This is a genomic window from Simplicispira sp. 125 (assembly GCF_003096555.1).
In the GTDB taxonomy this organism is placed as follows: Bacteria; Pseudomonadota; Gammaproteobacteria; order Burkholderiales; family Burkholderiaceae_C; genus Simplicispira.
The window spans coordinates 1367399-1388024 of sequence record NZ_QEKM01000001.1; the positions used below are offsets into that span (position 1 = coordinate 1367399).

The following is a 20626-nucleotide window of genomic DNA, read 5'->3' on the forward strand; positions in this document are numbered from 1 at the left end:
GCGATTGAAGACTATGAAAATAATAGCTGCTAGCGCTTTATTCACGGGCGCTGATACCGAAAAAACCTTGCAAATTGCCAACGATGCCGAACTGGCCGAACTGGTCGCCAGCGGCGCGCTGGAAGGCGTGCAGCGCGTAGAACTGCAGTTCCCCAAATTTACCGACGGCCGCGCCTACAGCCAGGCCCTGCTGCTGCGCCGACGCTATAAATTTGCGGGCGACATCCGCGCCACGGGCGATGTGCTGATCGACCAGCTGGTGCACATGCACCGCAGCGGTTTCAGCAGCGCCGTGCTGGCCGAGGGTGTAGACGCCGCCGCTGCTGAGCGCCAGTTTGCGCGCTTTGGCGCCTTCTACCAGGGCGACGTGAACGAGCCGCGCCCTCTGTTCGCCCGCGATGCAGCGCTGGAGTCGGCATGAGCGCCGTACTGACTCCCAACCCCGCGCTGGACCTCGCACACGTCAACGCCACACTCGGCCACGACGCATCCGGCCTCGTCACCTGGGCGCTGGGCCTGGGCGAGGCTTCCATCGTCACCACCAACTTCCGCCCGTTCGAGGCCGTGATCCTGCACCTGGTCACACAGGTCAACCCCGACGTGCCGGTCGTCTGGATGGACAACGGCTACAACACCGAGGCCACCTACCGCTTTGCCGACGAAGTGACGAAGCAGCTGGGGCTGAACCTGCACATCTACCTGCCGCGCCGCTCGCGCGCGCACCGCGAAGCCGTGGAAGGGTTGACGCCCACGCTGGATGACCCGCGCCACGCGGCCTTCACCGCAGAAGTGAAGTTGGAGCCCTTTGCCCGCGCCCTGCGCGAGACGGCGCCCAAGGTGTGGTTCACCGCCCTGCGCGCCACCGACACCGCCGTACGCGCGCAGATGGAGCCCGTGAGCATCAACCCCGACGGCCTGATCAAGGTGGCGCCGCTGCTGCACTGGTCGTCCAAGGACCTGCACGAATACTGCGTCAAGCACGGCCTGCCCAACAACTTCGACTACGTGGACCCGACCAAGGGCGAAGACAACCGCGAGTGCGGCTTGCACCTGGCGCACTGAAACCTATAGCTGCCAGCGCAATCCCCATCAGCGTTACAGCCCGATTTGAATGGAATAAACAATGAACGCCCGCGTTGACACCTCCGTGCTGAACCACCTCAGCAACCGCCACCTCGACGCGCTGGAAGAAGAAACCATCTTCATCCTGCGCGAGGTGGCCGCCGCCTTCGAGCGCCCCGCCCTGCTGTTCTCGGGCGGCAAGGATTCGCTGGTCATGCTCAAGTGCGCTGAAAAAGCTTTCGGCGTGGGCCGCATCCCTTACCCCCTGCTCATGATCGACACGGGCCATAACTTCCCCGAGGTGACGGATTTCCGTGATTTGCGGGCCAAGGAACTGGGCGCCGAGCTCATCGTGCGCAATGTCGAAGACTCGATGGCACGCGGCACCGTGCGCCTGGCGCACCCCGGTGAGCCGCGCAACGTGCACCAGTCGGTCACGCTGCTCGAAGCGATTGAAGAGTTTCGTTTTGACGCGCTGATGGGCGGCGCGCGCCGCGACGAAGACAAGGCCCGCGCCAAAGAGCGCATCTTCAGCCACCGCGACAGCTTCGGCCAATGGCAGCCCAAGGCCCAGCGGCCCGAGCTGTGGACACTGTTCAACACCCGCCTGCAGCCGGGCGAGCACTTTCGCGTATTTCCCATCAGCAACTGGACCGAGCTCGATGTGTGGCAATACATCGAACGCGAGCAGATCGCCCTGCCGTCGCTGTATTACACACACCAGCGCGAGATCGTCGAGCGCAAGGGCCTGCTGGTGCCCGTGACGCCCCTCACGCCGCTGCGCAGCGGCGAGCAGCTGGAAACACGCGACGTGCGGTTTCGCACCCTGGGCGACATCACCTGCACCTGCCCGGTCGAAAGCCTGGCCGCCACCGCGGCCGAGATCGTGATCGAGACATTGGCCGCCGACGTGAGCGAACGCGGAGCCACACGCATGGACGACAAAACCTCTGACGCTTCAATGGAAAAGCGCAAGAAAGACGGGTATTTTTAATGCAACCCCCTGCGTCGCTGCGCGCCTTCCCCCTTCTCTCGCGCTTCGCGCGGGAAGGGGGACACCGCCAGCGCGGCGGGGCGGCCCTTGCGCGGCGGTCGCTAGCCTGGGCCGCGCCCTATCCAACAATGCGAGCGGTGCGTAGCACTCTGGATTACTGAGATCAATCCAATGACAAATACTATTCATTCGATAGCTGCCAGCGCAATACCATCAGGCGCTGCAGTCCAAAATAACCATATATCGGCCCTCAAGTTCATCACCTGCGGCAGCGTGGACGATGGCAAAAGCACCCTCATTGGCCGCCTGCTGGTGGACAGCAAGTCCGTGCTGCAAGACCATCTGGCGGGCGTGCAGCGCGCGGGCGAAACCGATCTGGCCCTGCTGACCGACGGCCTCTCTGCAGAGCGCGAACAAGGCATCACCATCGACGTGGCCTACCGCTACTTCGCCACCGAAACGCGCAAGTTCATCATTGGCGACGCACCGGGCCACGAGCAGTACACGCGCAACATGGTCACAGCGGCCAGCAGCGCCGATGCCGCTGTCGTGCTGGTCGATGCCACCAAGCTCGACTGGGAGAACCCACAGCTCACGCTGCTGCCGCAAACGCGCCGCCACAGCCTGCTGGTGCACCTGCTGCGTGTGCATTCGCTGGTGTTTGCCGTGAACAAACTCGATGCCGTGGCCCACCCTGAACGGGCCTGGCAGCACATCAGCGCGGCGCTCGCGCGCTTTGCCCAACAGGCCGGCATTGCGGTGCGCGCCACCGTGCCCGTCTCGGCCCTCAAGGGCTGGAACGTGGTCGATGCCCACCCCGGCTGGTGCGGCTACGAAGGCCCGAGCCTGCTGCAAATCCTCGAACTGCTGCCCAACACGCCCGCCGACACCGGCCTGCCGCTGGCCTTCCCGGTGCAGTGGGTCGAAAAGTTCTCGTCGTCTGCCGACACCACCCAGGGCCGCCGCGTGTTCTGGGGCCGGGTCGCCGCTGGCCATGTGGCAGCCGGTACGCCCGTGCAAGTCTTCCCCAGTGGCCAGACCGCCACCGTGGCCCAGGTGCTCGACCACGCACGCCGCCCCATCGGCGTAGATGCGGGCCAAAGCGCCGGCATCGTGCTCGACCGCGAGGTCGATGTCTCGCGCGGCGACTGGATCGTGGCCGCCCCCACGCAGGCCGCCCCGGCCGAAGACGACTTCGACACGCCCGCCACGGTGCCTGCCTGGCCCGGTCGCCGCGAACTGCACACCACCGTGGCCTGGATGGACAACGAACCCCTGGTGGCAGGCCGCGTGTACTGGGCGCTGCACGGCCACCGCTGGGTCAAGGCCAAGGTCAAGCGTGTGGTGCACCGCCTGGACATCAACACCCTGGCCGAAGAAGACGCCAGCCAACTCGAGCCCAACGCCATCGGCCATGTCGAACTGCTGCTGCAAGAGCCCCTGCCCACCGCACCGTTTGGCCAGGCCCGGGTGCTAGGCTCGCTGATTTTGGTGGACACGGCCAGCCACGCAACCGCTGGCGCCGTGCTTGTCAATTGACCTTAGTCACGTTTTCCATTTGATTGGCAGGGGCTGCCACCCGGTTCCCCTGCCACACCCTCTAAAATCGAGGGTGTTCCCTGATTCCCACAAAGCATTGCCATGACCCACGTCGTTTCCGAAAACTGCATCAAGTGCAAATACACCGATTGTGTGGACGTGTGTCCCGTCGACTGCTTCGTCGAAGGCCCGAACATGCTGGTCATCAACCCGGACGAGTGCATCGACTGCGCCGTCTGCGTGCCTGAATGCCCGGCCAACGCCATCTTTGCCGAAGAAGACCTGCCCCCCACCGAGCTGGCCTTCATCAAGATCAACGCCGAGCTGACCAACGCCCCCGGCTGGAAGCCCATCACCAAGCGCAAGACCGCGCTGGAGGGCGCCGACGAGTGGAACGGCCAGCCCGGCAAGATCAAAGACATTATCCGCTGATGGCTGCTGCGGTCGACGGTACCCCGCTGCCACACGGCGCACCCCGCACCGCCTTGTCCACCCCGCCTGCGCTCCTGCACACCGATGCCGTCGTCATAGGCGCGGGGCCGGTCGGCCTGTTCCAGGTCTTCCAGCTCGGCCTGCAGGGCCTGCGCGCCCACCTCATCGACGCACTGCCCCACCCCGGCGGCCAGTGCGCCGAGTTGTACGCAGACAAACCCATCTACGACATCCCCGGCATCCAGGTCTGCACCGGCCAGGAGCTGACCGAGCGTCTGCTGGGCCAGATCAGCCCCTTCGCACCCCACTGGCACCTGGGCCAGCAGGTCGATACCGTGCAAGCCCTGCCCACCGGCGGCTTGCGCGTTGGCACAGCACAGGGCACACAACTGCAGGCGCGTGCCGTGTTCATTGCCACCGGCGTGGGCGCCTTCGTGCCGCGCACCCTCAAACTGCCGGGGCTGGACGCTTACGAGGGCGGCCAACTGCTCTACCGCCTGGACGAAAGCACCCGCCTTGCCGGGCAGCGCGTGGTGGTGCACGGGGGCGACGAGCCCGCTGTGCAGCAAGCCATTGCCTGCGCCACCGCCCCCGAGGCGCAGCGCCCCGCCCACACCACGCTACAGCACCGCCGCGACGTTTTTGACGCCCCACCCGCCCTGCTGGAGCAACTGCAAGCCCTGCGCGCAGCGGGCCGCATTGAGGTCGCCATCGGCATGGCCAACAGCATCGTGGAAGAAGCCGGGCACCTCACTGCACTGGAGCTGGCCACCCCCGAGGGCACGCCGCTGCGCCTGCCGCTGGACCTGCTGCTCGTGCGCCTGGGCCTGGTACCCCGCCTGGGCCCTGTCGCCGAATGGGGCCTGGCACTGGAGCGCAAACAGCTCGTGGTGGACCCCGCCACCTTCGCCACCAACGTGCCCGGCATCTACGCCGTGGGCGACGCCATCACCTACCCCGGCAAGCGCAAGCTCATCCTGAGCGGCTTCCACGAAGCCACCCTGGCCGCCTTCGGCGCGGCGGAATGGCTGGCGGGGCACAAGCTGCCGCTGGAGTACACGACCAGCAGCGCGAGGTTGCAGGGGTATTTGGGTGTGGATACCGCGAAGGGCTGACAGCGGGTTAGCGCCCATGTCGAACTTGGCGGTTGGGTATAGCGAGCGACACGACTAGCGCTGTCGGCCTAAAGCGGGCTTTGACTTCGTTTGAGCAGGAGTCTGCCGAGACCGTGTCTCCACGGGGGGCGCCACAAACCCGCGTTGGTCGGTACACCAAACGTCAGCACTCGGGCGCCGCCTTGTCCTCACGCCATTGGCCAGTTGCAATGGTTCCCTCTGGCTTATGAGAATGCCATTCCTCGCGCAGGTCGCTCTTCCTGAATTGGCAAGTTCACCAAAGCCGCCACAAGGGCCAGAGCAGCGTCAGTCCACCACATCCATTCATAGCTGCCCGTGTTCACCACGGTCACGCCGCCCAGCCAGGCGCCAAAAAACCCACCTATCTGGTGGCTCAGCAGGGTCAAGCCAAACAACGTAGCGAGGTAACGGGTGCCAAATAGTTTGGCGGTCAAACCGGCCGTGGGCGGTACCGTTGCGAGCCACGTTGCACCCAGCACGGCGGCAAAGATATAAAACGTCCAAGGCTCTTTCGGCGCGGCCATGTAGAGCAGGATGGCAACCACCCGCGAGGCGTACATCCAGAACAGGATCATCTTCATGCGCACCCGCGTGCCAAGCGCCCCCGCCACCAGACTTCCAGCCACATTGGCCAGACCGATGATGGCCAGCGAGGTCGACGCCACATTCGCGCTCAGCCCACACAAATTCACCTCGCCGGGCATGTGGGTGACCAGGAATGCAATGTGAAACCCACAGGTGAAAAATCCGGCGTGCAGGCACCAGTAGCTTTTGTTGCGTGAGGCAATGCGCAGCTGCTCTCGCAAAGTCAGTCCGGTCTCGCCGCCCGCACTGGCAAAGGATTGTTTTGGCGAGCCGCGAAGCCACCAGGCCATGGGCGCCGTGGTGAGGGCCAAAATCGCCATCATCCACATCGCGTGCATCCATCCGAATGCCGACATCACCGCCTGGTTAAGCGGCGCAAAAACAAATTGCCCCATGCTGCCACCGGCGTTGATGACGCCACTGGCGAACGAGCGCTTTTCGGCGGGAATATGTTGCGCCGTCGCACCGATAAGGATTGAGAAACTGCCCGCGCCCGCACCTGCTGCGCTCAGAATACCCAAGGCAAAGATGAGGCCCCACTGGCTGGTGACCTGGGTGGTGATGGCCGAACCTGCAGCGAGCAGCACGGCGCCCAGCACAATTACCCGGCCCGGTCCCCAACGATCAGCCACCGCACCAAACACCGGCTGCACGGCGCCCCAGACCAGTTGCCCAATCGCCATGGCAAAGCTGATCTTCGCAACGCCCAGACCGGTTTGCGTGTTCAGCGGCGAGAGAAACAGGCCCAGCGACTGACGCGAACCCATGGTGATCATGAGAATCGCCGCCGCCACCGAGACGAAAAACCAGGAGCTGCGTTGATTCATATCAGGTGCCTTAAGAGAATGTGTGGTGTTACAAGGGCGTAAAAGGAGGCACCGGAAAGGGGCACCAACGCGTGACCGGTCTTCATGAACACTTCCACAATTTGGATGCTGGGAAACAGGCCTACCGAACCTGAATGACCACTTTGCCCTTGGCACGCCCTGAGTCCACATGGACCAGTGCCTCGTTGGTGGACTCAAAGGGGAATACCTTGTCGATCACGGGTCGGATCACGCCCGTCTCGATGAGACGGGTGATCTCGCGCAACTGACTTCCACTGGGTTGCATGAACAGGAATGAGTAGCCAACCCCTCGGCCTCTGGCGCGGCGCCGAGTGCCTGCGCTGAGCAAATGAGCGGCCAGTTTCACAAGCGCCGACGCGCCAATGGCTTGGGCGAATGCGGGGTCTGGCGGGCCCGAAATCGAAACCAGTTGCCCACCACTTTTGAGCAGACGCAGGGATTTCTCCAGCGTCTTGCCGTCCTGGCTGTGCAACACCACGTCCACATTGCTCAGCACGTCTTCGAAGTCTTGGGTTTTGTAATCGATGATCACATCGGCGCACAAGCCTTTGACGAGTGCCGCGTTGCCCGCACTTGCCGTGGTGGCCACGGTGGCGCCCAGGTGCTTGGCCAGTTGGATCGCGAAAGTTCCAACACCGCCAGAGCCTGCCTGAATGAACACTTGCTGCCCTGGCCGAAGCTTCGCCTTCTCGACCAATGCCTGCCACGCAGTCAGACCCACCAATGGAATGGATGCCGCCTCTGTCATCGTGAGATTGTTGGGTTTGGGCGCCAGCGATGTCTCTTTGACAGGCACATATTCTGCAAAGCTGCCGATCCGAAAATCGTCCAACCTCGCGTACACCTCATCACCTATCTTGAACTGCTCCACACGTGGCCCGACCTTCACCACCACGCCCGCCACGTCGTGCCCCAGAACGAGGGGTAACCGATAAGGAAGGATCAGTTTGAACTCACCGTCTCGGATTTTGCAATCCAGTTGGTTCACGCCAGCGGCGTGCACCTGAACCAACACCTCGTCGTCATGCAAAGCCGGTTCCGGCATGTTGGTGGATTGCAGCGGGCGCTGCTTGCCGTAGCGTTCAAGCTGAAATGCTTTCATGGGTTCTCCTTGTTGCTGTCATGTTTTGGCTCGGCCGAGGCCTTGCGATGTAGCGACTTTTTCGTCACCGTTCGTTTCCCCATGGCGTGAACCGCACTGCGGCCCAAGAGGCCACGCCATACGCGGCCATGCCCACCGCCACCAGCGCGAAGATGCTCCAAGGCGGCGTCTGGGCCCAGGCCAACACCGCACCGCCAGCGGCCACGAGCACCATGCGCAGCGTGCCCGCCAACACCGGGCCTGCGGCTTTGCCCGCGCCCAAGGAAGAAAAGTACAGACTCAGCCCCAACCCAAACAAGGCGTAGGCGGGACCCGCCCAACGGAAGTACAGCGCGGCCGCAGCCACCACAGCCGGGTCCTGCGTGAATCGGAGCGTCCAGACATCGGGCGCGAATGTGACAATCAGGCCCAGCGCGCCGAGCAATCCAGCAGCCAAGGCGGCGGCGATCCAAGTGGACTGACGGGCGCGCGCCACGTTGCCCGCGCCAATGGCCATGCCCACCAGCGGTACCGATGCCACGCCCACCGCAAACGCCATGGGCACTAGCAGGAACTCCAGTCGCGTACCGATGCCATAACCTGCCAGTGCGTCGGTGCCAAATTGCGAGACCAGCCGCGTAAGAATGAGGATGGTGACAACGGTCTGGAACGGGGAGATGCAGGCCACCGCGCCGACACGCAAAATGTCGCATGCCAACGGCCATTGCATCGGCGTGTTTCTCCATTGCAATTGCACACGCGACCGGCCCGACTGCAGGTAATACAACAGATAAGCGGCCCCCAGCCCATTGGCCACCACCTGGCCTGCGGCCACACCGGCCATGCCCCAGCGCGGAAAAGGCCCCCAACCCAGCCCCAGTGCACCGCCCACCACCACCTGCGCCACCGCCACCAGCAGCAATGTGGCCGAGGGCGCGCGCATGTTGCCCGCGCCACGGATGACGGAAGCAAAGGTGTTGACCAACCAGATGAAAACCGACCCCAGGAAGGCCACATTCGCATAGGCCACGGCCTGATGCAAAGCCTCGCCTTGGCCACCGAGTGCGGCAAACAGCGTTGGCGCAAACCCGAGCATCAGCACCATGTAGACCATTCCGATTCCAACGCCGATCCACATGGCGTGCACAGCCAGCGCATTGGCACGCTCTGGCTGGCCTGCGCCGAAGGCCCGGCTCACGGCGGAGGACACGCCACCGCCCATCGCGCCGGCCGAGAGCATGGCCTGCAACATGACCATGGGAAATACCAGCGCCATCGCGGCGAGTGAGGCGGTGCCGAAGCTGCCCACATAAGCCGTCTCGGCGATCGCGGCCAGCGCAGTGGCGAGCATCGCCAGCATGTTGGGCCAGGCAAAGCGCAGCAGCGTTGGCAGGATGGGTCGCGTCAGCAAAGGATCAGGCGCCGCCGCAACGGTCAGCGAAGCTGCGCTCATGCGCTGCGAACCTCGTCAGTTTCCTCATCTGCGTCGGATGAGAGCTTGTGCATCGCGTCATCGATCAACGCGTGCAACGCAGCGACCTGTTCCAGGCCGAGCTGCCGATTGAGTTCGTCTTGCGCTTTGCGCCAGTAGCGCTTGGCCTCGGCGCGTTTAACACGCCCATCGTCGGTGATAGCCACCAATCGGCTGCGCGCATCGGCCCCGGTCTCTACCCTGACCCACCCTGCATTCACCAGCGGTTTGAGGTTACGCGTCAACGTGGAAGCGTCCATTTTGAGCTGCGCTGCCAACTCGCCAGGGCGCAAGGGCCCGAGCTTATCGACACAGGCGAGCAGCGAGTACTGCGTGGTTTTAAGGCCCACCAAGGCCATCTGCGCGTCGTAGCGCTGACCCATGCGGCGCATGAGTTGGCGCAGCTTGAGGTTGGTGCAGCCCTGTGGCTTTGTGATCGCAGGAAGTTCGGTTTTCATGATCTAATTGTATCTACAACCATTGCATATACAAGTAAATAGAGAAAAATGATGAAACCCATCACCAACTGGACAAACCAAGCCGAAGCTGCCGTTCAACGCATGACAGCCGGTGGCGGCGTCGCCGGGCTAGCCAAACGGGAGCAGCTCGCGGGCAAAAGTGGGCGTGAGATTCTCGAAGCAATGATGTCGGGCGAGCTGCCATACCCGCCCATCAGCGACACCATGAACATGGCGCTGATCGAGGTCGGACAGGGCCGGGTAGTGTTTCAAGGGACCCCAGAGTTCCGCCACTACAACCCCTTGGGAACGGTGCACGGCGGATGGTTTGCGACGCTGCTGGATTCGGCGCTGGGCTGCGCGGTGCAGACCATCCTGCCCGCCGGGCGCTCATACACCACGGCAGAGCTCAGCGTGAATATAGTGCGCTCCGCTTCACACAAAACGGGCCCACTGCGCGCGGTGGGCACCGTGATCCACGGAGGTCGGCAGATGGCCACAGCCGAAGCTCGCATTGAAGATGAAGGTGGCAAGCTTTACGCGCATGCCACCACCACCTGCTTTGTGTTCGACCTGCCTGCCGAGGGCTGAGCTCGACCTCTTTGAGTTGCGAACATTGGGCTCCCTCGAGAGCCAATTGAAATGCTCCTCCCTGCAGAAGCTGCACACGCCCCCATGCGCGTCGATAGTTGCAATGTAGATTGCGCAGTTGCATACGTTTGCAATGGGTCGGCAGCACCAAGTCGTCTTCAGCCCACTTGATTTTCCGCTGCGAACCCGAGGTCAATGATGGCCGAGTACGCCAGGCTCACCGAGAACACGGGCATGAAAGTGTACTTCTGCGATCTCTACAACCCGTGGCAGCACGGCAGTAACGAGAACACCAATGGGCTGCTGCGCCAGTACTTCCCCAAGGGCACCGATCGGAACAGCTACACCCAGGAGCAGTTCGATGCCGTGGCCGATGAGCTCAATGGGCGTCCCAGGATGACCCTGGGCTACCGCACTCCCCTGGAGGTCTATGCGCAGCACTTGCAGCGGCTGAACCTCCAGGCTGATTCAGTGCATTGAACAAATGTTGCACTTGGACTTGAATCCACCCTTGCTGGATAATTGCGAACAGCTATCAATAAATGAGCATTAGCTTATTCGCTGACATGGCACTCGCGCCGCAGCAGCGACAGCGCGTCGCCCAAACCGTAGTCGTGGTCGTCTTGCAGCGTGGCACGGGCTTCAGAAACAAAGCCTTGCCACAGCGCCAGGTAGTCGGCGCGGTGCACTTCGGGGGCGTGTGCACGGATGAAGGCGTCGGCCAGTTCTGGCTGCCAGCCTTTGCTGCGCAGCTTGCGCACCAGGGTTTTGGCGGCTTTTTCGGGCAGCAGTGTTTTCTTGGGCACGCCGGTGGCCAGGCACAGGAACAGGGTGAGCAACGCGGCTTCGTCTTGCTCGCCCAGTGTCGCGCGTTGCCAGGTTTTGCTGGCGGCGGCGGGGGGCGCCTCATCGCCCGGCTGCGATGCGGCCGCGCGCAGGTATTCGTCCACCTCGCCCAACGGATCTTCGAGCAAAAAGTAGCGGTGGCGCAGCGCAGTCATGGGGCGCAGTTGCTGTGCAAGCGGGCGAGCGGGGTCGAGAAGCTTCTGCAAATCGGCCAGCACGACCGGCTTTTGCGCATCTACCACGGCGTGCAACGCGGGCGGCAGCCCTTTGGGCACCGCGAGCGCGTCAGCACCCACAACGGCTTTGCCTGCCTTGCGGCGGGCAGCAAGCAATTTCTGAAACGTCGCCGCGCTTGGCCACTCGGTGCTGCGCGGGGCCAGGGCGTGCAGGGCCAGGGCGGTGCGCAGCACGCCTTCGGCGTCGGCGCCGCCCTCTTCCAGCGCTTCGTCGTCCAGCTGGTAGTGGCTGGCAATCCACAGCGCTGCCTGCACCACCTCGCCAATGCGGCTGCGCCGCGCCAGTTCTTCACGGTACTGGGCATAGCTGCGCAGCGACCACAGCGCCAGCAACGAGACCTGGGCCTCGTCCTGGCCCTGCATGCCAAAGTGGGTGCTCTCGGGCAGGGCAATCAGGGCGCGCAGCATGTCGGTGCCGGCTTTGGAGCGCGACAGCAGCGAATGCGTGGCGAGCAGTTGCGCTGCCTGTGCGAGGTCACCGCCCGACGCATCCTGCAAATGCAGACTGACGAAGTTGACGATGCGCTCGCGCGCACGTTCCAGTTCGGGCCGCAAAAACTCGCTGCCAAAGTAGCGCGCTATCTGCACCATGCCCTTGGGAGCCTCCGCATGCAGGGCGGCGAGCTTTTCGGCCCCCAGAATGCCGTGGTTAACGCCGTGCGCCAGCGCGCGCTCGAAAAACGAGCGTGCGTCGTGCAGGGCCAGCGCCTGCGGCGGTGCTTCGTGCGAACGGCTGCCAGGCATCAGATGGCCGATTCTTCGTCAGAGGTGCGCGCTGCCGGTGTGACGTTGCCGCGGTCGGTCTCGCTGGTCTCGAACTTGCCGTCGTCCTCTTCCTCGGGCTGCTCGTCACCTTCGCCCAGGTCGTGTGCGCGGGCTTTGGCGCGCAGCACCAAGAGCATTTCAATAAACAGGTCGCGGCACTCGTAGCGCAGCAGCCAGGCCATCTGCATCCAGTCCTGGTCGGCCACTTCGTCCAGCTCGACGCGCGGGCGCACGTAGCCCGACGCGAGCAGCTCATCGTCACTCAGCATCAGGCCGTAGTCTTCGGTAGCTTCAAAAACACCGGTACGGGCAAAAGCCTCAATGCGGCTCCATTTTTCGGTGAAGTAGTTGGCCAGGGCTTCGGCGCCGCCGTCCAGGTCGCCGATGGCGTTCAAAAATTCCAACGGGTCGGCGTCTTCACGAAAGACGACGGCGTTAACCATGCTGCGCAAGTGCTGGTGCGTGAGGTCTTTGTACTGTTTCTCCAGCACCATGGCGCGGGCGAACTGCTCGGGTGTGACCAACATGTTCACGACGGACGCCTTGGAGCTGTCGTACTCCCGCATGACGGCCAGCACATCTTTGGGCGCGAGCTGGTCGAGCACAACCATCAGCGCACGGTCGCCCTCCTCATCGGCCAGGTCGGCCAGCGCGCTCTCGGCGCCCACGATGTCGCCAGCCGCGATCAGGCTGGTGGTTTTTTCAATCAATGCCAGGTGGTTCATACGTTCTCAGTGTCAGTCCTTGCGCTCGAAACCTTGGTCTGCGAGCCAGTCGGCGCCGGCTTCGTCGAGCGAGCGGCCATCTGGCGGGTCGCTGGCGTCGTCGGCGCTCAGGCCGTCGCCGTCGTCGCCCTCGTCGCTGTTGCGAGCTTCTTCGTCATCCGGTGTGCCTTGTGCGGCGTCGGCAGGGCCAAACCCGTGGGCGTGCAGGTACTCCAGGCAGGCGGCCACGGTCATGAAAGTCGCGCCGCCGGGCTCTGCCAGCACTTTGAGCGCCACAGGTTCCGCCCAGGGTTCGAGGGCCACGGCGCCCGCCAGTTCCGGCCATGTAGGCAGTGCCTCGGGCGGCAATGTCAGCAATCGCTGCATGGCTGCCAGCTTGGGAAAACGAAATGCGCGGTGGAAAACCACGGCCACCATCTCGGGGCTGTAGTCCAACATCTGCACCAGGAAGCCGATTTCGCTGCGCTTGGCGGCAAGGCGCTTCGTTAATACATCCTTGCCTTCGGAATCAGAGGTCAGGTCATCGAGCTCGGCCTCGTAGGCTTTGCGCAAGTCGGAGAAGTAGCGAGAGAGTTTCATGGAAGATTGCGTTCACGCACGAAGGCCTGCCAGATTTCCGTTGCGGTTTGCAAAGGGTCGTCGAGCAGGTTGCGGCGGCGGTTGTCGTCGTATTGCTGGCGGCGCTCGGGGTCCGAGAGCACGTCGTAGGCTTGTTGCACCTCGCGAAAGCGCAGGGCTGCGTCAGCCGCTGTGTTGCGGTCGGGGTGGTAGAACGAGGCCTTTTGCCGGAACGCCCGCTTGATGTCGGCCAGCGTGGCGTTGGCCGCAAGGCCCAGGGCTGCGTAGTGGTCGCTTTGCATCGGCCCGATCAGCCCAGTGCGGCGTACACGTTTTGTACGTCGTCGTTGGCGTCGATGGCCGCAAGGAAGGCTTCGACCTCCTCCAGCGCCTCAGCACTCAGGCTGGCAGGATTGACCGGGTTCTTGGGCCGGTAGCCCAGCTTGACCGAGAGCACGGTAAAACCGTGCGCAGGCAGAGCGCGGCTCACAGTGTCCAGGTCGACTGGATCGGTCCAAAACAGGGTTTGGCCCTCTTCTTCGCCGGGTTCAAAGTCTTGCGCACCGGCTTCGATGGCGGCCATTTCGGCATCGATACCGGCAGTCGCGGGTTCGGCCTCAATCATGCCCACATGGTCAAAGTCCCAGGCGACCGAGCCCGAGGTACCGAGTTGGCCCTTGCGAAACAGCACGCGCATTTCGGGCGCCGTGCGTTTGACGTTGTCGGTCAGGCATTCGACCATCACCGCAACCTGGTGCGGGGCAAAACCCTCGTACACCACATGCTCGAAACTGGCCGCATCGCCGCCAATGCCGGCGCCCTTTTTGATGGCGCGGTCCAGCGTGTCTTTGGGCATGGAGACCTTGCGCGCTTGCTCGAGCACCAGGCGCAGCTTGGAGTTGCCCGCCGGGTCGGCACCGCCGCGCGCAGCGACCATGATTTCCTTGGCCAGCTTGCCAAACAGCTTTCCGCGGGCGTCGGCGGCCTGCGCCTTGCCCTTTGCTTTCCATTGCGCACCCATGCGAGTTCCTTGGCTGGTCCTGGGGCGCACCCGCGCGCGCGCGGCGCTGCGCAGGGAAACCCCAGGCAAAACCCAAGAGATTACCACTGCCGCTAGAATCCGCCCCGCACCACCGCAAGACTGGTGCATTCGCTAGGGGTGCCCCACGCCGATATTGGCGCGCGGGCTGAGAGAGTCCCTTTGAACCTGATTGAGATCATCCTCGCGCAGGGAAGCCCGTTCTAACGCCCACCGACCGCGTGGCCCGGGTCTTTCTTGCACCGATGCTGCCAAGGAGTCCGCATGAACACCGCAACCGCTTCCACCAACGAAGCGCTGACCCCCGTATCCAGCGCGCAGCGCGTTTTCCGCTGGCACGACCATGCCTCTCTGTGGTTCAGCCTGGGCGTGGGTCTGCTGGTCATGCAGGTGGGCGCCTACCTGATGCCCGCGCTGGGCACGCAAGAGGCGGTACTGGCCATTGTGGCGGGCTCCATCATCGGAGCCGGGCTGCTGGGCTGGGTGGCAAAGATTGGCTGCGACAGCGGGCTGGCCAGCGCCGGGTTGATGCACGCGGTCTATGGCCGCGCGTTTGCGCGCCTGCCGATTGTGCTGAACATCGTGCAGCTGATTGGCTGGGGCAGCTTTGAGCTGGTGGTGATGCGCGACGCCACGGTGTCCATCGGGCGCCAGTCAGGTGCCATGGCAGCGACCTACTGGCCGATGCTGGCTACGCTGCTCTGGGGCGGCGTGATCACGCTGTTGATCAGCGGCTCAATGGTGCAGCTGGTGCGCCGCATCATTGCCCGCGTGGCGTTGCCGCTGGTGGTGTTGTCGCTGCTGTGGCTGAGCTGGCAGTTCCTGGGCTTGGCCCAGGCGCAGGGGTTCGAGCAGTTGTGGCAGCGGCGCGGCGAAGGCGGCATGGGCGTGATGCCCGCGCTGGACCTGGTGATTGCCATGCCTATTTCGTGGCTACCGTTGGTGGCTGACTATGCGCGCCATGGCCGCAGTGGCGGCACTGCGTTGCGGGGCACCTGGCTGGGCTACGCGCTGGCCAATGTGTGGTGTTACGCGCTGGGGGTGCTCGTCGCCTTGACGTTGCCCAGCCAGGACCTGGTGACCGCGCTGCTGCTGGCGCAGGGCGGGCTGATCGCGCTGTCGCTGATATTGATTGACGAGGTGGACAACGCTTATGGCGACACCTATTCGGGCGCTGTTTCGGCCCACAGCCTATTGCCGCGCTGGAGCGTGCGCCAGTGGGGCCTGGTCGTGGCAGTGGTCTGTACGCTCATGGCGCTGGTGCTGCCCATGCACAGCCTAGAGCCGTTTTTGCTCATGCTCAGCTCGGTATTCGTGCCGCTGTTTGGCGTGATTCTGGGGCGCCTGGCTTTTGGCGCCAATGCCGCTTCAGCGCTGCAGGCCGCAGGCAAGGCGCACGCGGCGCCCATTGTGATCTGGCTGGCTGGCATCGCTTTCTACCACCTGCTACCAAAGTTCGCCCCCGTGCTGGGCTCGGCCCTGCCCACGCTGGCCGTAAGCTTTGTGCTGGCCTACGCAACCCGTCCACGCCGCTGAACGGCCCGTGTCTCGGGCATACCGTGGTGTGCCCACTTGGCTTGCCTAGAATGGCCCATGAAATCTTTTATCCGATTCTTTTTCAAGACCCTGCGCATTGTCCTGGGCCCGGTGATGCTTCTCAAGGAGGCGCTGACCCGCCCCCAAGGCATCGTGCGCTCTCAGGCAGGGCAGGAAGCCGTTGACCAGGCATGCAAGGGCCTGGCGCTGTACCAGTACAAAACCTGCCCTTTTTGCATCAAGGTGCGCCAAGAAATGCGCCGCCTGTCCTTGACGGTCGCCAAAGTGGACGCGCAGCCGGAAGGCCCCGACAGGACTGCACTGGTGCAGCAAGGCGGCCAGGCCAAGGTACCTTGCCTGAAGATCACCGACAAAGCAGGCAACAGCCGCTGGCTCTACGACTCCAAAGAAATCATCAGCTACTTGCGCAGCCAGTTCGCACAGGTAACCTGAGGCCGCCTGAGACGGGCGCAAAAATCCTTGACAGTCAGCCCTGGATGACACGCTGCGCCATGGGCGCATAACCGTGGTTGAGTGGGCCGTGGCCCTTGCCGGTACGCACGGCCGCACCTGCCTGGATAGCGCCCAAAATATACGTGCGCGCCAGCGCCACGGCCTCGGGCAGCGCATGGCCCAAGGCCAGATGCGCGGCGATGGCAGACGACAGCGTGCAGCCCGTGCCGTGGCCGTTGTGCGTGGCAATGCGGGGCGATCGCAGGTATTGGAGGGTGCCGCCCGGCAGCGCGAGCACGTCCACCACCTCATCACCCGGCAAGTGCCCGCCTTTGAGCAGCACAGCGGGCGCGCCCAGCGCCAGCAAAGCGCGGGCAGCATCGTCCAATGCCTCGATGCCCGGGATGGCGCGGCCCAGTAGCAGCGCCGCTTCGTCGAGGTTGGGGGTCACCACGGTGGCCAGCGGGAACAGTTCACGCACCAGCACCTGTACCGTCTCGTCGGCCATCAAGCGGTCGCCGCTGGTGGCCACCATGACCGGGTCGAGCACCACATGCAGCAGTTGGTAGCGCCGCAGGGCATCGGCCACCACGGCCACCACTTCGGGCGAATGCAGCATGCCGATCTTCACGGCATCGACGCCAATGTCTTCCACCACGGCCTCGATCTGTGCGCGCAGCATCTCGGGCGGCACGCCGTGGATGGCGCGCACGCCCTGCGTGTTTTGTGCGGTGATGGCGGTAATGGCGGTCATGCCATAACAGCCCAGGGCGCTGAAGGTTTTCAGGTCGGCCTGGATACCGGCGCCACCGCCACTGTCTGACCCGGCAATGGAGAGCACGCGGGCGTAGCGGGGAGCCTGTGCAGAAAGGGGTGCTGTGTGCGTCATGGCGAAAATTATCCCGGAAACCCAAAGCGCCCCTGCCGTCACCCCCCACAACCCCAGGGAACCAACGCCAGATCCGAGGCCTGCGCATGCGCCACATCAAGCCAGGGGAATCGGCGTTGTGCTGTAATTGCCGCTTACGGACGAAACAGGGGTGTCCCGCTACCCAACGTGGCGCGGACTGAGAAACACCCTGGGGCTTTGCGCCCCGTTACCCGATCCAGATCATGCTGGCGTGGGGAGTTTCCAGTGCAGGCACCTGCCCGTTTTGTCCCCTGTAACACCGCAGACGGACAAACATGACGCTTTCCAACACCTCTTTCACCATTCTCGGCGCCGGTCTGCTGGGGCGCTTGCTGGCCGTATCACTTGCGCGCCAGGGCCACAGCGTGGCCATTTACGACAAAGGCGGCCCGCTGGGCGAGCATTCGGCTGCCCGCGTGGCCGGAGGCATGCTGGCCCCGCTGGCCGAATCGGCCATCGCCGAGCATGGCGTGGTACGCATGGGCCGCCACTCGCTCAGGCGCTGGCCCGAGCTGCTGGCACCGCTGGCGATGCCGGTGTACTTCCAGCAAGAGGGGACGCTGCTCGTATGGCACCGCCAGGACGCGCAAGAGGCCACCCGCATGCGCCAGCAACTCGAGAACACCCGCACCAGCGTCACCGAACTGCCTGCCATGCAGATGCTCGACAGCGAGGGTATGGCGCAGATTGAGCCCGCGCTCGCGCCGCGCTTTGCCCAGGGCATGTACCTGCCTGGCGAAGGCCAGCTCGATAACCGGCAACTGCTGGCTTCGCTGGCTGGCGAGATGGAGCACCTGGGTGTGCAATTGCACTGGAACACGCCGCGCGAACTGGGCTATTTTGGCGCAGACCACCCGGGCTGGCTGCTCGACTGCCGCGGCCTGGGCGCACGCGGTGACTGGCCCCAACTGCGCGGTGTGCGCGGCGAGGTGATCCGCCTGCACGCCCCCGAGGTCACGCTGCAGCGGCCCACACGGTTGCTGCACCCGCGCTACCCGGCCTATATCGCGCCCAAGGAAAACAATGTGTTCGTGATCGGCGCCACCGAGATCGAGTCCGAAGACCTCTCGCCGGCCAGCGTGCGTTCCACGCTGGAATTACTGAGCGCTGCCTACGCCGTGCACCCGGGCTTTGCCGAGGCCCGCATTCTGGAACTGTCGGTGCAATGCCGCCCCGCCCTGCCCGACAACCTGCCAGCCGTGCGCCAACTGGCGGCGCGCACGCTGCAGGTCAACGGCATGTACCGCCATGGCTACATGATTGCGCCTGCGATGCATGATGTGGTGCTGGATATCCTCGCAGGCGGCACGTCAGCGCGGGCGGCTGAGTTCGATCTGTTGATGCAATTGCTCTGAAGCGCCACAACCATGCACATTCTCATCAATCTCCAGCCCCACGAACTGCCCGAGGGCGCCAGCGTGGCCGACGCCCTGGCCGCCATGCAGGCAAAACCGCCCTACGCCGTGGCCGTCAACACTGTTTTTATACCCGCGCCCCAACACCCGCACCACCTGCTGCAAGCGGGTGACAAGGTCGAAGTGATCTCCCCCGTCACAGGGGGCTAAAACCATGAACACGACATCAACCGACGACGCCCTGGTCCTGTACGGCCAGCAGTTTTCCAGCCGCCTGCTGCTGGGCACATCCCGTTATCCCTCGCCGTCGGCACTCAAGGCCGCCGTGCAGAGGGCCCAGCCGGCCATGGTCACAGCCTCGCTGCGCCGCCAGGGCAGTAATCCGGCCGAAAGTGGCCAGGGTTTCTGGGAACTGCTGCGGGAGCTGGGCGTGCCGGTGCTGCCCAACACCGCCAACTGCCACAGCGTGCAAGAGGCCATCACCACGGCGCAAATGGCACGCGAGGTGTTCAACACCCCGTGGATCAAACTAGAGGTCATTGGCGACGACTACACCCTGCAGCCCGACACCCTGAACCTGGTGGCTGCTGCCGAGAAGCTGGTACGCGACGGCTTCTACGTACTGCCCTACTGCACCGAAGACCTCGTGCTGTGCCAGCGCCTGGTGGACGTGGGATGCCAGGCCATCATGCCCTGGGCTGCGCCCATCGGAACGGGACGCGGCCCCATGAACCCCTATGCCTTGCAGGTGCTGCGCGAACGCATCAACGTGCCCATGCTGATCGACGCGGGCCTGGGCCTGCCTTCGCACGCCTGCCAGGTGATGGAATGGGGCTTTGACGGCGTGCTGCTCAACACCGCCGTAGCCCTGGCGCAAGACCCGGTGGCCATGGCCGGCGCCTTTGCCGACGCTGTGCATGCCGGGCGCGCCGCCCGCCATGCAGGGGCCATGCAACCCCAGCAAGCCGCCCAGCCCAGCACCCCGGTGCTCGGCACCCCGTTCTGGCACCATGCGCCCGCATGACTGATAGCAACACCCTGGCGCAAGCCATTACTGCGGCCCACGCCACGAGCTTGACCGGTTTCCCGCCGCAGCCGGTGCCTGCGCCCGAAAGCGACGCGCCGGTGTACCTGGGCGCGCTGCAGGCCTGCAGTGCACTGGGCTTCATCGCCCACGATGCGCAGGTGCTGGCCCATGCCTGGCAAGCGCGCTGGGAGCGTACCGGCAGCACCACACCCGAGATTTGGCCCACTGTGGCGCAAGATTTTGGGCTGCAGACGCGGCCGCACGCAACGCCTTTTGCCGTCTGCCCACAGCAGCTCGGCCTGTATGCCGTGCTGCCCGATGCCGCCTGGGTCGGCCGCATGGCCCGCGCAGGCGTGCCCACAGTGCAACTGCGCTTCAAATCGGATGACACCGCCGCCATTGCCCGCGAAGTGCTCGCCGCCGTGCAGGCCGTGCAAGGCACGGGGGCCCTGCTGTTCATCAACGACCACTGGCGCGAGGCGATGGCTGCCGGAGCCTATGGTGCGCACCTGGGCCAGGAAGATCTGGATGCGCTCAGTGCGGCGCAAGTGCAAGAACTGCGCCAAAGTGGCCTGCGCCTGGGCGTGAGCACGCACGGCTATGCGGAAATGCTGCGCGCCGATGCGGTGCAGCCGAGCTACATCGCCCTGGGCGCCGTGTTCCCCACCACACTTAAACGCATGGCGACCGCGCCACAAGGCGTGGCGCGGCTGCAAGCCTACGCGCGCCTGCTGCAGGACTACCCTACGGTGGCGATTGGTGGCATTGGAGCGGAACAGTTCGCGGGCATTCTGGCAACCGGCGTGGGCTCCATCGCCGTGGTGCGGGCGCTGGTGAATGCGCCAGACCCCGAAGCCACGGCAGCGCAACTTCTAAAGGCCATGCAAATTTCATAAGAAAAATGGCTCCAACGCTTTGTAGTCAAGCGCTGGAAGCTATATTTTCAATAGCATATCGCCGGAATAACCAAACCCGCCAG

The 20626-nt window shown here is 64.2% G+C and carries 23 protein-coding genes, 1 pseudogene and 2 riboswitches; of the genes and pseudogenes, 14 read left to right on the forward strand and 10 right to left on the reverse strand.

The genetic code is table 11. The features are described 5' to 3' along the window. Positions 1-13: 13 nt before the first annotated feature. The 6 genes from C8D04_RS06205 to C8D04_RS06230 all read left to right on the forward strand — a co-directional run bounded on the left by C8D04_RS06205 (position 14) and on the right by C8D04_RS06230 (position 5142). Positions 14-421 (forward strand): DUF934 domain-containing protein, encoded by a 408-nt coding sequence (locus C8D04_RS06205; protein WP_116004063.1) that lies wholly within the window; start codon positions 14-16, stop codon positions 419-421. Continuing rightward, a complete protein-coding gene (locus tag C8D04_RS06210) occupies positions 418-1062 on the forward strand; it encodes a phosphoadenosine phosphosulfate reductase family protein (RefSeq protein WP_116004064.1) in 645 nt (214 codons plus the stop codon). The genes C8D04_RS06205 and C8D04_RS06210 overlap by 4 nt, the downstream gene beginning before the upstream one ends. Positions 1063-1123: 61 nt before the next feature. Beyond that, positions 1124-2056 carry a sulfate adenylyltransferase subunit CysD gene (gene cysD / locus C8D04_RS06215; RefSeq protein ID WP_116004065.1) on the forward strand — a complete coding sequence of 311 codons (933 nt, stop codon included), beginning with the start codon at positions 1124-1126 and terminating at the stop codon, positions 2054-2056. A gap of 171 nt (positions 2057-2227) precedes the next feature. Next, the gene (locus C8D04_RS06220; RefSeq protein ID WP_116004066.1) at positions 2228-3595 is read left to right on the forward strand and encodes a GTP-binding protein; all 1368 of its coding nucleotides are present in this window, start codon (positions 2228-2230) and stop codon (positions 3593-3595) included. 102 nt (positions 3596-3697) lie between these two features. Next, positions 3698-4027 carry a ferredoxin FdxA gene (gene fdxA, locus C8D04_RS06225; protein ID WP_116004067.1) on the forward strand — a complete coding sequence of 110 codons (330 nt, stop codon included), beginning with the start codon at positions 3698-3700 and terminating at the stop codon, positions 4025-4027. Between the two features lie 53 nt (positions 4028-4080). Then, the gene (locus C8D04_RS06230) at positions 4081-5142 is read left to right on the forward strand and encodes an NAD(P)/FAD-dependent oxidoreductase (protein ID WP_233521124.1); all 1062 of its coding nucleotides are present in this window, start codon (positions 4081-4083) and stop codon (positions 5140-5142) included. A 224-nt stretch (positions 5143-5366) separates the two neighbouring features. Here the strand turns inward: C8D04_RS06230 and C8D04_RS06235 are convergent, their stop codons facing one another. From C8D04_RS06235 to C8D04_RS06250, 4 genes are all read right to left on the reverse strand, one after another. Then, positions 5367-6575, reverse strand: a complete 1209-nt coding sequence (locus C8D04_RS06235; RefSeq protein ID WP_116004069.1) for an MFS transporter — start codon at positions 6573-6575, stop codon at positions 5367-5369. A 121-nt stretch (positions 6576-6696) separates the two neighbouring features. Then, entirely contained in the window at positions 6697-7698 is a 1002-nt protein-coding gene (locus C8D04_RS06240) for an NADP-dependent oxidoreductase (protein ID WP_116004070.1), read from the reverse strand. A gap of 64 nt (positions 7699-7762) precedes the next feature. Beyond that, positions 7763-9130 (reverse strand): MATE family efflux transporter, encoded by a 1368-nt coding sequence (locus C8D04_RS06245; RefSeq protein ID WP_116004071.1) that lies wholly within the window; start codon positions 9128-9130, stop codon positions 7763-7765. Further along, positions 9127-9606, reverse strand: coding sequence for a MarR family winged helix-turn-helix transcriptional regulator (locus tag C8D04_RS06250; protein WP_116004072.1), 480 nt, complete (start codon positions 9604-9606; stop codon positions 9127-9129). The genes C8D04_RS06245 and C8D04_RS06250 overlap by 4 nt, the downstream gene beginning before the upstream one ends. A gap of 51 nt (positions 9607-9657) precedes the next feature. On the opposite strand from C8D04_RS06250, the gene C8D04_RS06255 reads away from it, so the two are divergent. Together C8D04_RS06255 and C8D04_RS06260 are read left to right on the forward strand one after the other, a co-directional pair. Then, on the forward strand, positions 9658-10197 hold the full coding sequence (locus C8D04_RS06255) for a PaaI family thioesterase (protein ID WP_233521125.1): 540 nt from the start codon (positions 9658-9660) through the stop codon (positions 10195-10197). Between the two features lie 207 nt (positions 10198-10404). Further along, positions 10405-10677: pseudogene (locus C8D04_RS06260) on the forward strand (IS30 family transposase); the annotation flags it as partial. Positions 10678-10751: 74 nt separating this feature from the next. Here the strand turns inward: C8D04_RS06260 and C8D04_RS06265 are convergent. From C8D04_RS06265 to C8D04_RS06285, 5 genes are read right to left on the reverse strand one after another with little or no spacing between them, the layout of a single operon-like run. Further along, on the reverse strand, positions 10752-12023 hold the full coding sequence (locus tag C8D04_RS06265) for a hypothetical protein (RefSeq protein WP_116004074.1): 1272 nt from the start codon (positions 12021-12023) through the stop codon (positions 10752-10754). Then, positions 12023-12769 carry a hypothetical protein gene (locus tag C8D04_RS06270; RefSeq protein WP_116004075.1) on the reverse strand — a complete coding sequence of 249 codons (747 nt, stop codon included), beginning with the start codon at positions 12767-12769 and terminating at the stop codon, positions 12023-12025. The genes C8D04_RS06265 and C8D04_RS06270 overlap by 1 nt, the downstream gene beginning before the upstream one ends. 12 nt (positions 12770-12781) lie before the next feature. After that, on the reverse strand, positions 12782-13348 hold the full coding sequence (locus tag C8D04_RS06275) for a hypothetical protein (RefSeq protein WP_116004076.1): 567 nt from the start codon (positions 13346-13348) through the stop codon (positions 12782-12784). Next, positions 13345-13629 carry a DnaJ domain-containing protein gene (locus C8D04_RS06280; RefSeq protein ID WP_116004077.1) on the reverse strand — a complete coding sequence of 95 codons (285 nt, stop codon included), beginning with the start codon at positions 13627-13629 and terminating at the stop codon, positions 13345-13347. Before C8D04_RS06280 ends, C8D04_RS06275 begins: the two co-directional genes overlap by 4 nt. Before the next feature lie 8 nt (positions 13630-13637). Continuing rightward, positions 13638-14348, reverse strand: coding sequence for a YebC/PmpR family DNA-binding transcriptional regulator (locus C8D04_RS06285; protein ID WP_116004078.1), 711 nt, complete (start codon positions 14346-14348; stop codon positions 13638-13640). 124 nt (positions 14349-14472) lie between these two features. Further along, positions 14473-14578: riboswitch (TPP riboswitch) on the forward strand. 52 nt (positions 14579-14630) lie between these two features. Here C8D04_RS06285 and C8D04_RS06290 point away from each other — a divergent pair. Then, positions 14631-15902: a cytosine permease gene (locus C8D04_RS06290; protein WP_116004079.1), complete on the forward strand. Its 1272-nt coding sequence runs from the start codon at positions 14631-14633 to the stop codon at positions 15900-15902. A 57-nt stretch (positions 15903-15959) separates the two neighbouring features. Further along, positions 15960-16355 (forward strand): glutathione S-transferase N-terminal domain-containing protein, encoded by a 396-nt coding sequence (locus C8D04_RS06295; protein WP_116004080.1) that lies wholly within the window; start codon positions 15960-15962, stop codon positions 16353-16355. Between the two features lie 34 nt (positions 16356-16389). Here the strand turns inward: C8D04_RS06295 and thiD are convergent, their stop codons facing one another. Then, on the reverse strand, positions 16390-17244 hold the full coding sequence (gene thiD / locus C8D04_RS06300) for a bifunctional hydroxymethylpyrimidine kinase/phosphomethylpyrimidine kinase (protein ID WP_116004081.1): 855 nt from the start codon (positions 17242-17244) through the stop codon (positions 16390-16392). Positions 17245-17381: 137 nt separating this feature from the next. After that, a riboswitch (TPP riboswitch) is annotated at positions 17382-17500 on the forward strand. Between the two features lie 40 nt (positions 17501-17540). Here thiD and thiO point away from each other — a divergent pair. From thiO to C8D04_RS06320, 4 genes are read left to right on the forward strand one after another with little or no spacing between them, the layout of a single operon-like run. Further along, a complete protein-coding gene (gene thiO, locus C8D04_RS06305; protein ID WP_116004082.1) occupies positions 17541-18620 on the forward strand; it encodes a glycine oxidase ThiO in 1080 nt (359 codons plus the stop codon). Between the two features lie 12 nt (positions 18621-18632). Next, positions 18633-18830, forward strand: a complete 198-nt coding sequence (gene thiS, locus C8D04_RS06310; RefSeq protein WP_116004083.1) for a sulfur carrier protein ThiS — start codon at positions 18633-18635, stop codon at positions 18828-18830. 4 nt (positions 18831-18834) lie between these two features. Further along, positions 18835-19644, forward strand: a complete 810-nt coding sequence (locus C8D04_RS06315) for a thiazole synthase (RefSeq protein ID WP_116004084.1) — start codon at positions 18835-18837, stop codon at positions 19642-19644. Next, positions 19641-20543: a thiamine phosphate synthase gene (locus C8D04_RS06320; protein WP_116004085.1), complete on the forward strand. Its 903-nt coding sequence runs from the start codon at positions 19641-19643 to the stop codon at positions 20541-20543. The genes C8D04_RS06315 and C8D04_RS06320 overlap by 4 nt, the downstream gene beginning before the upstream one ends. Positions 20544-20626 lie beyond the last annotated feature (83 nt).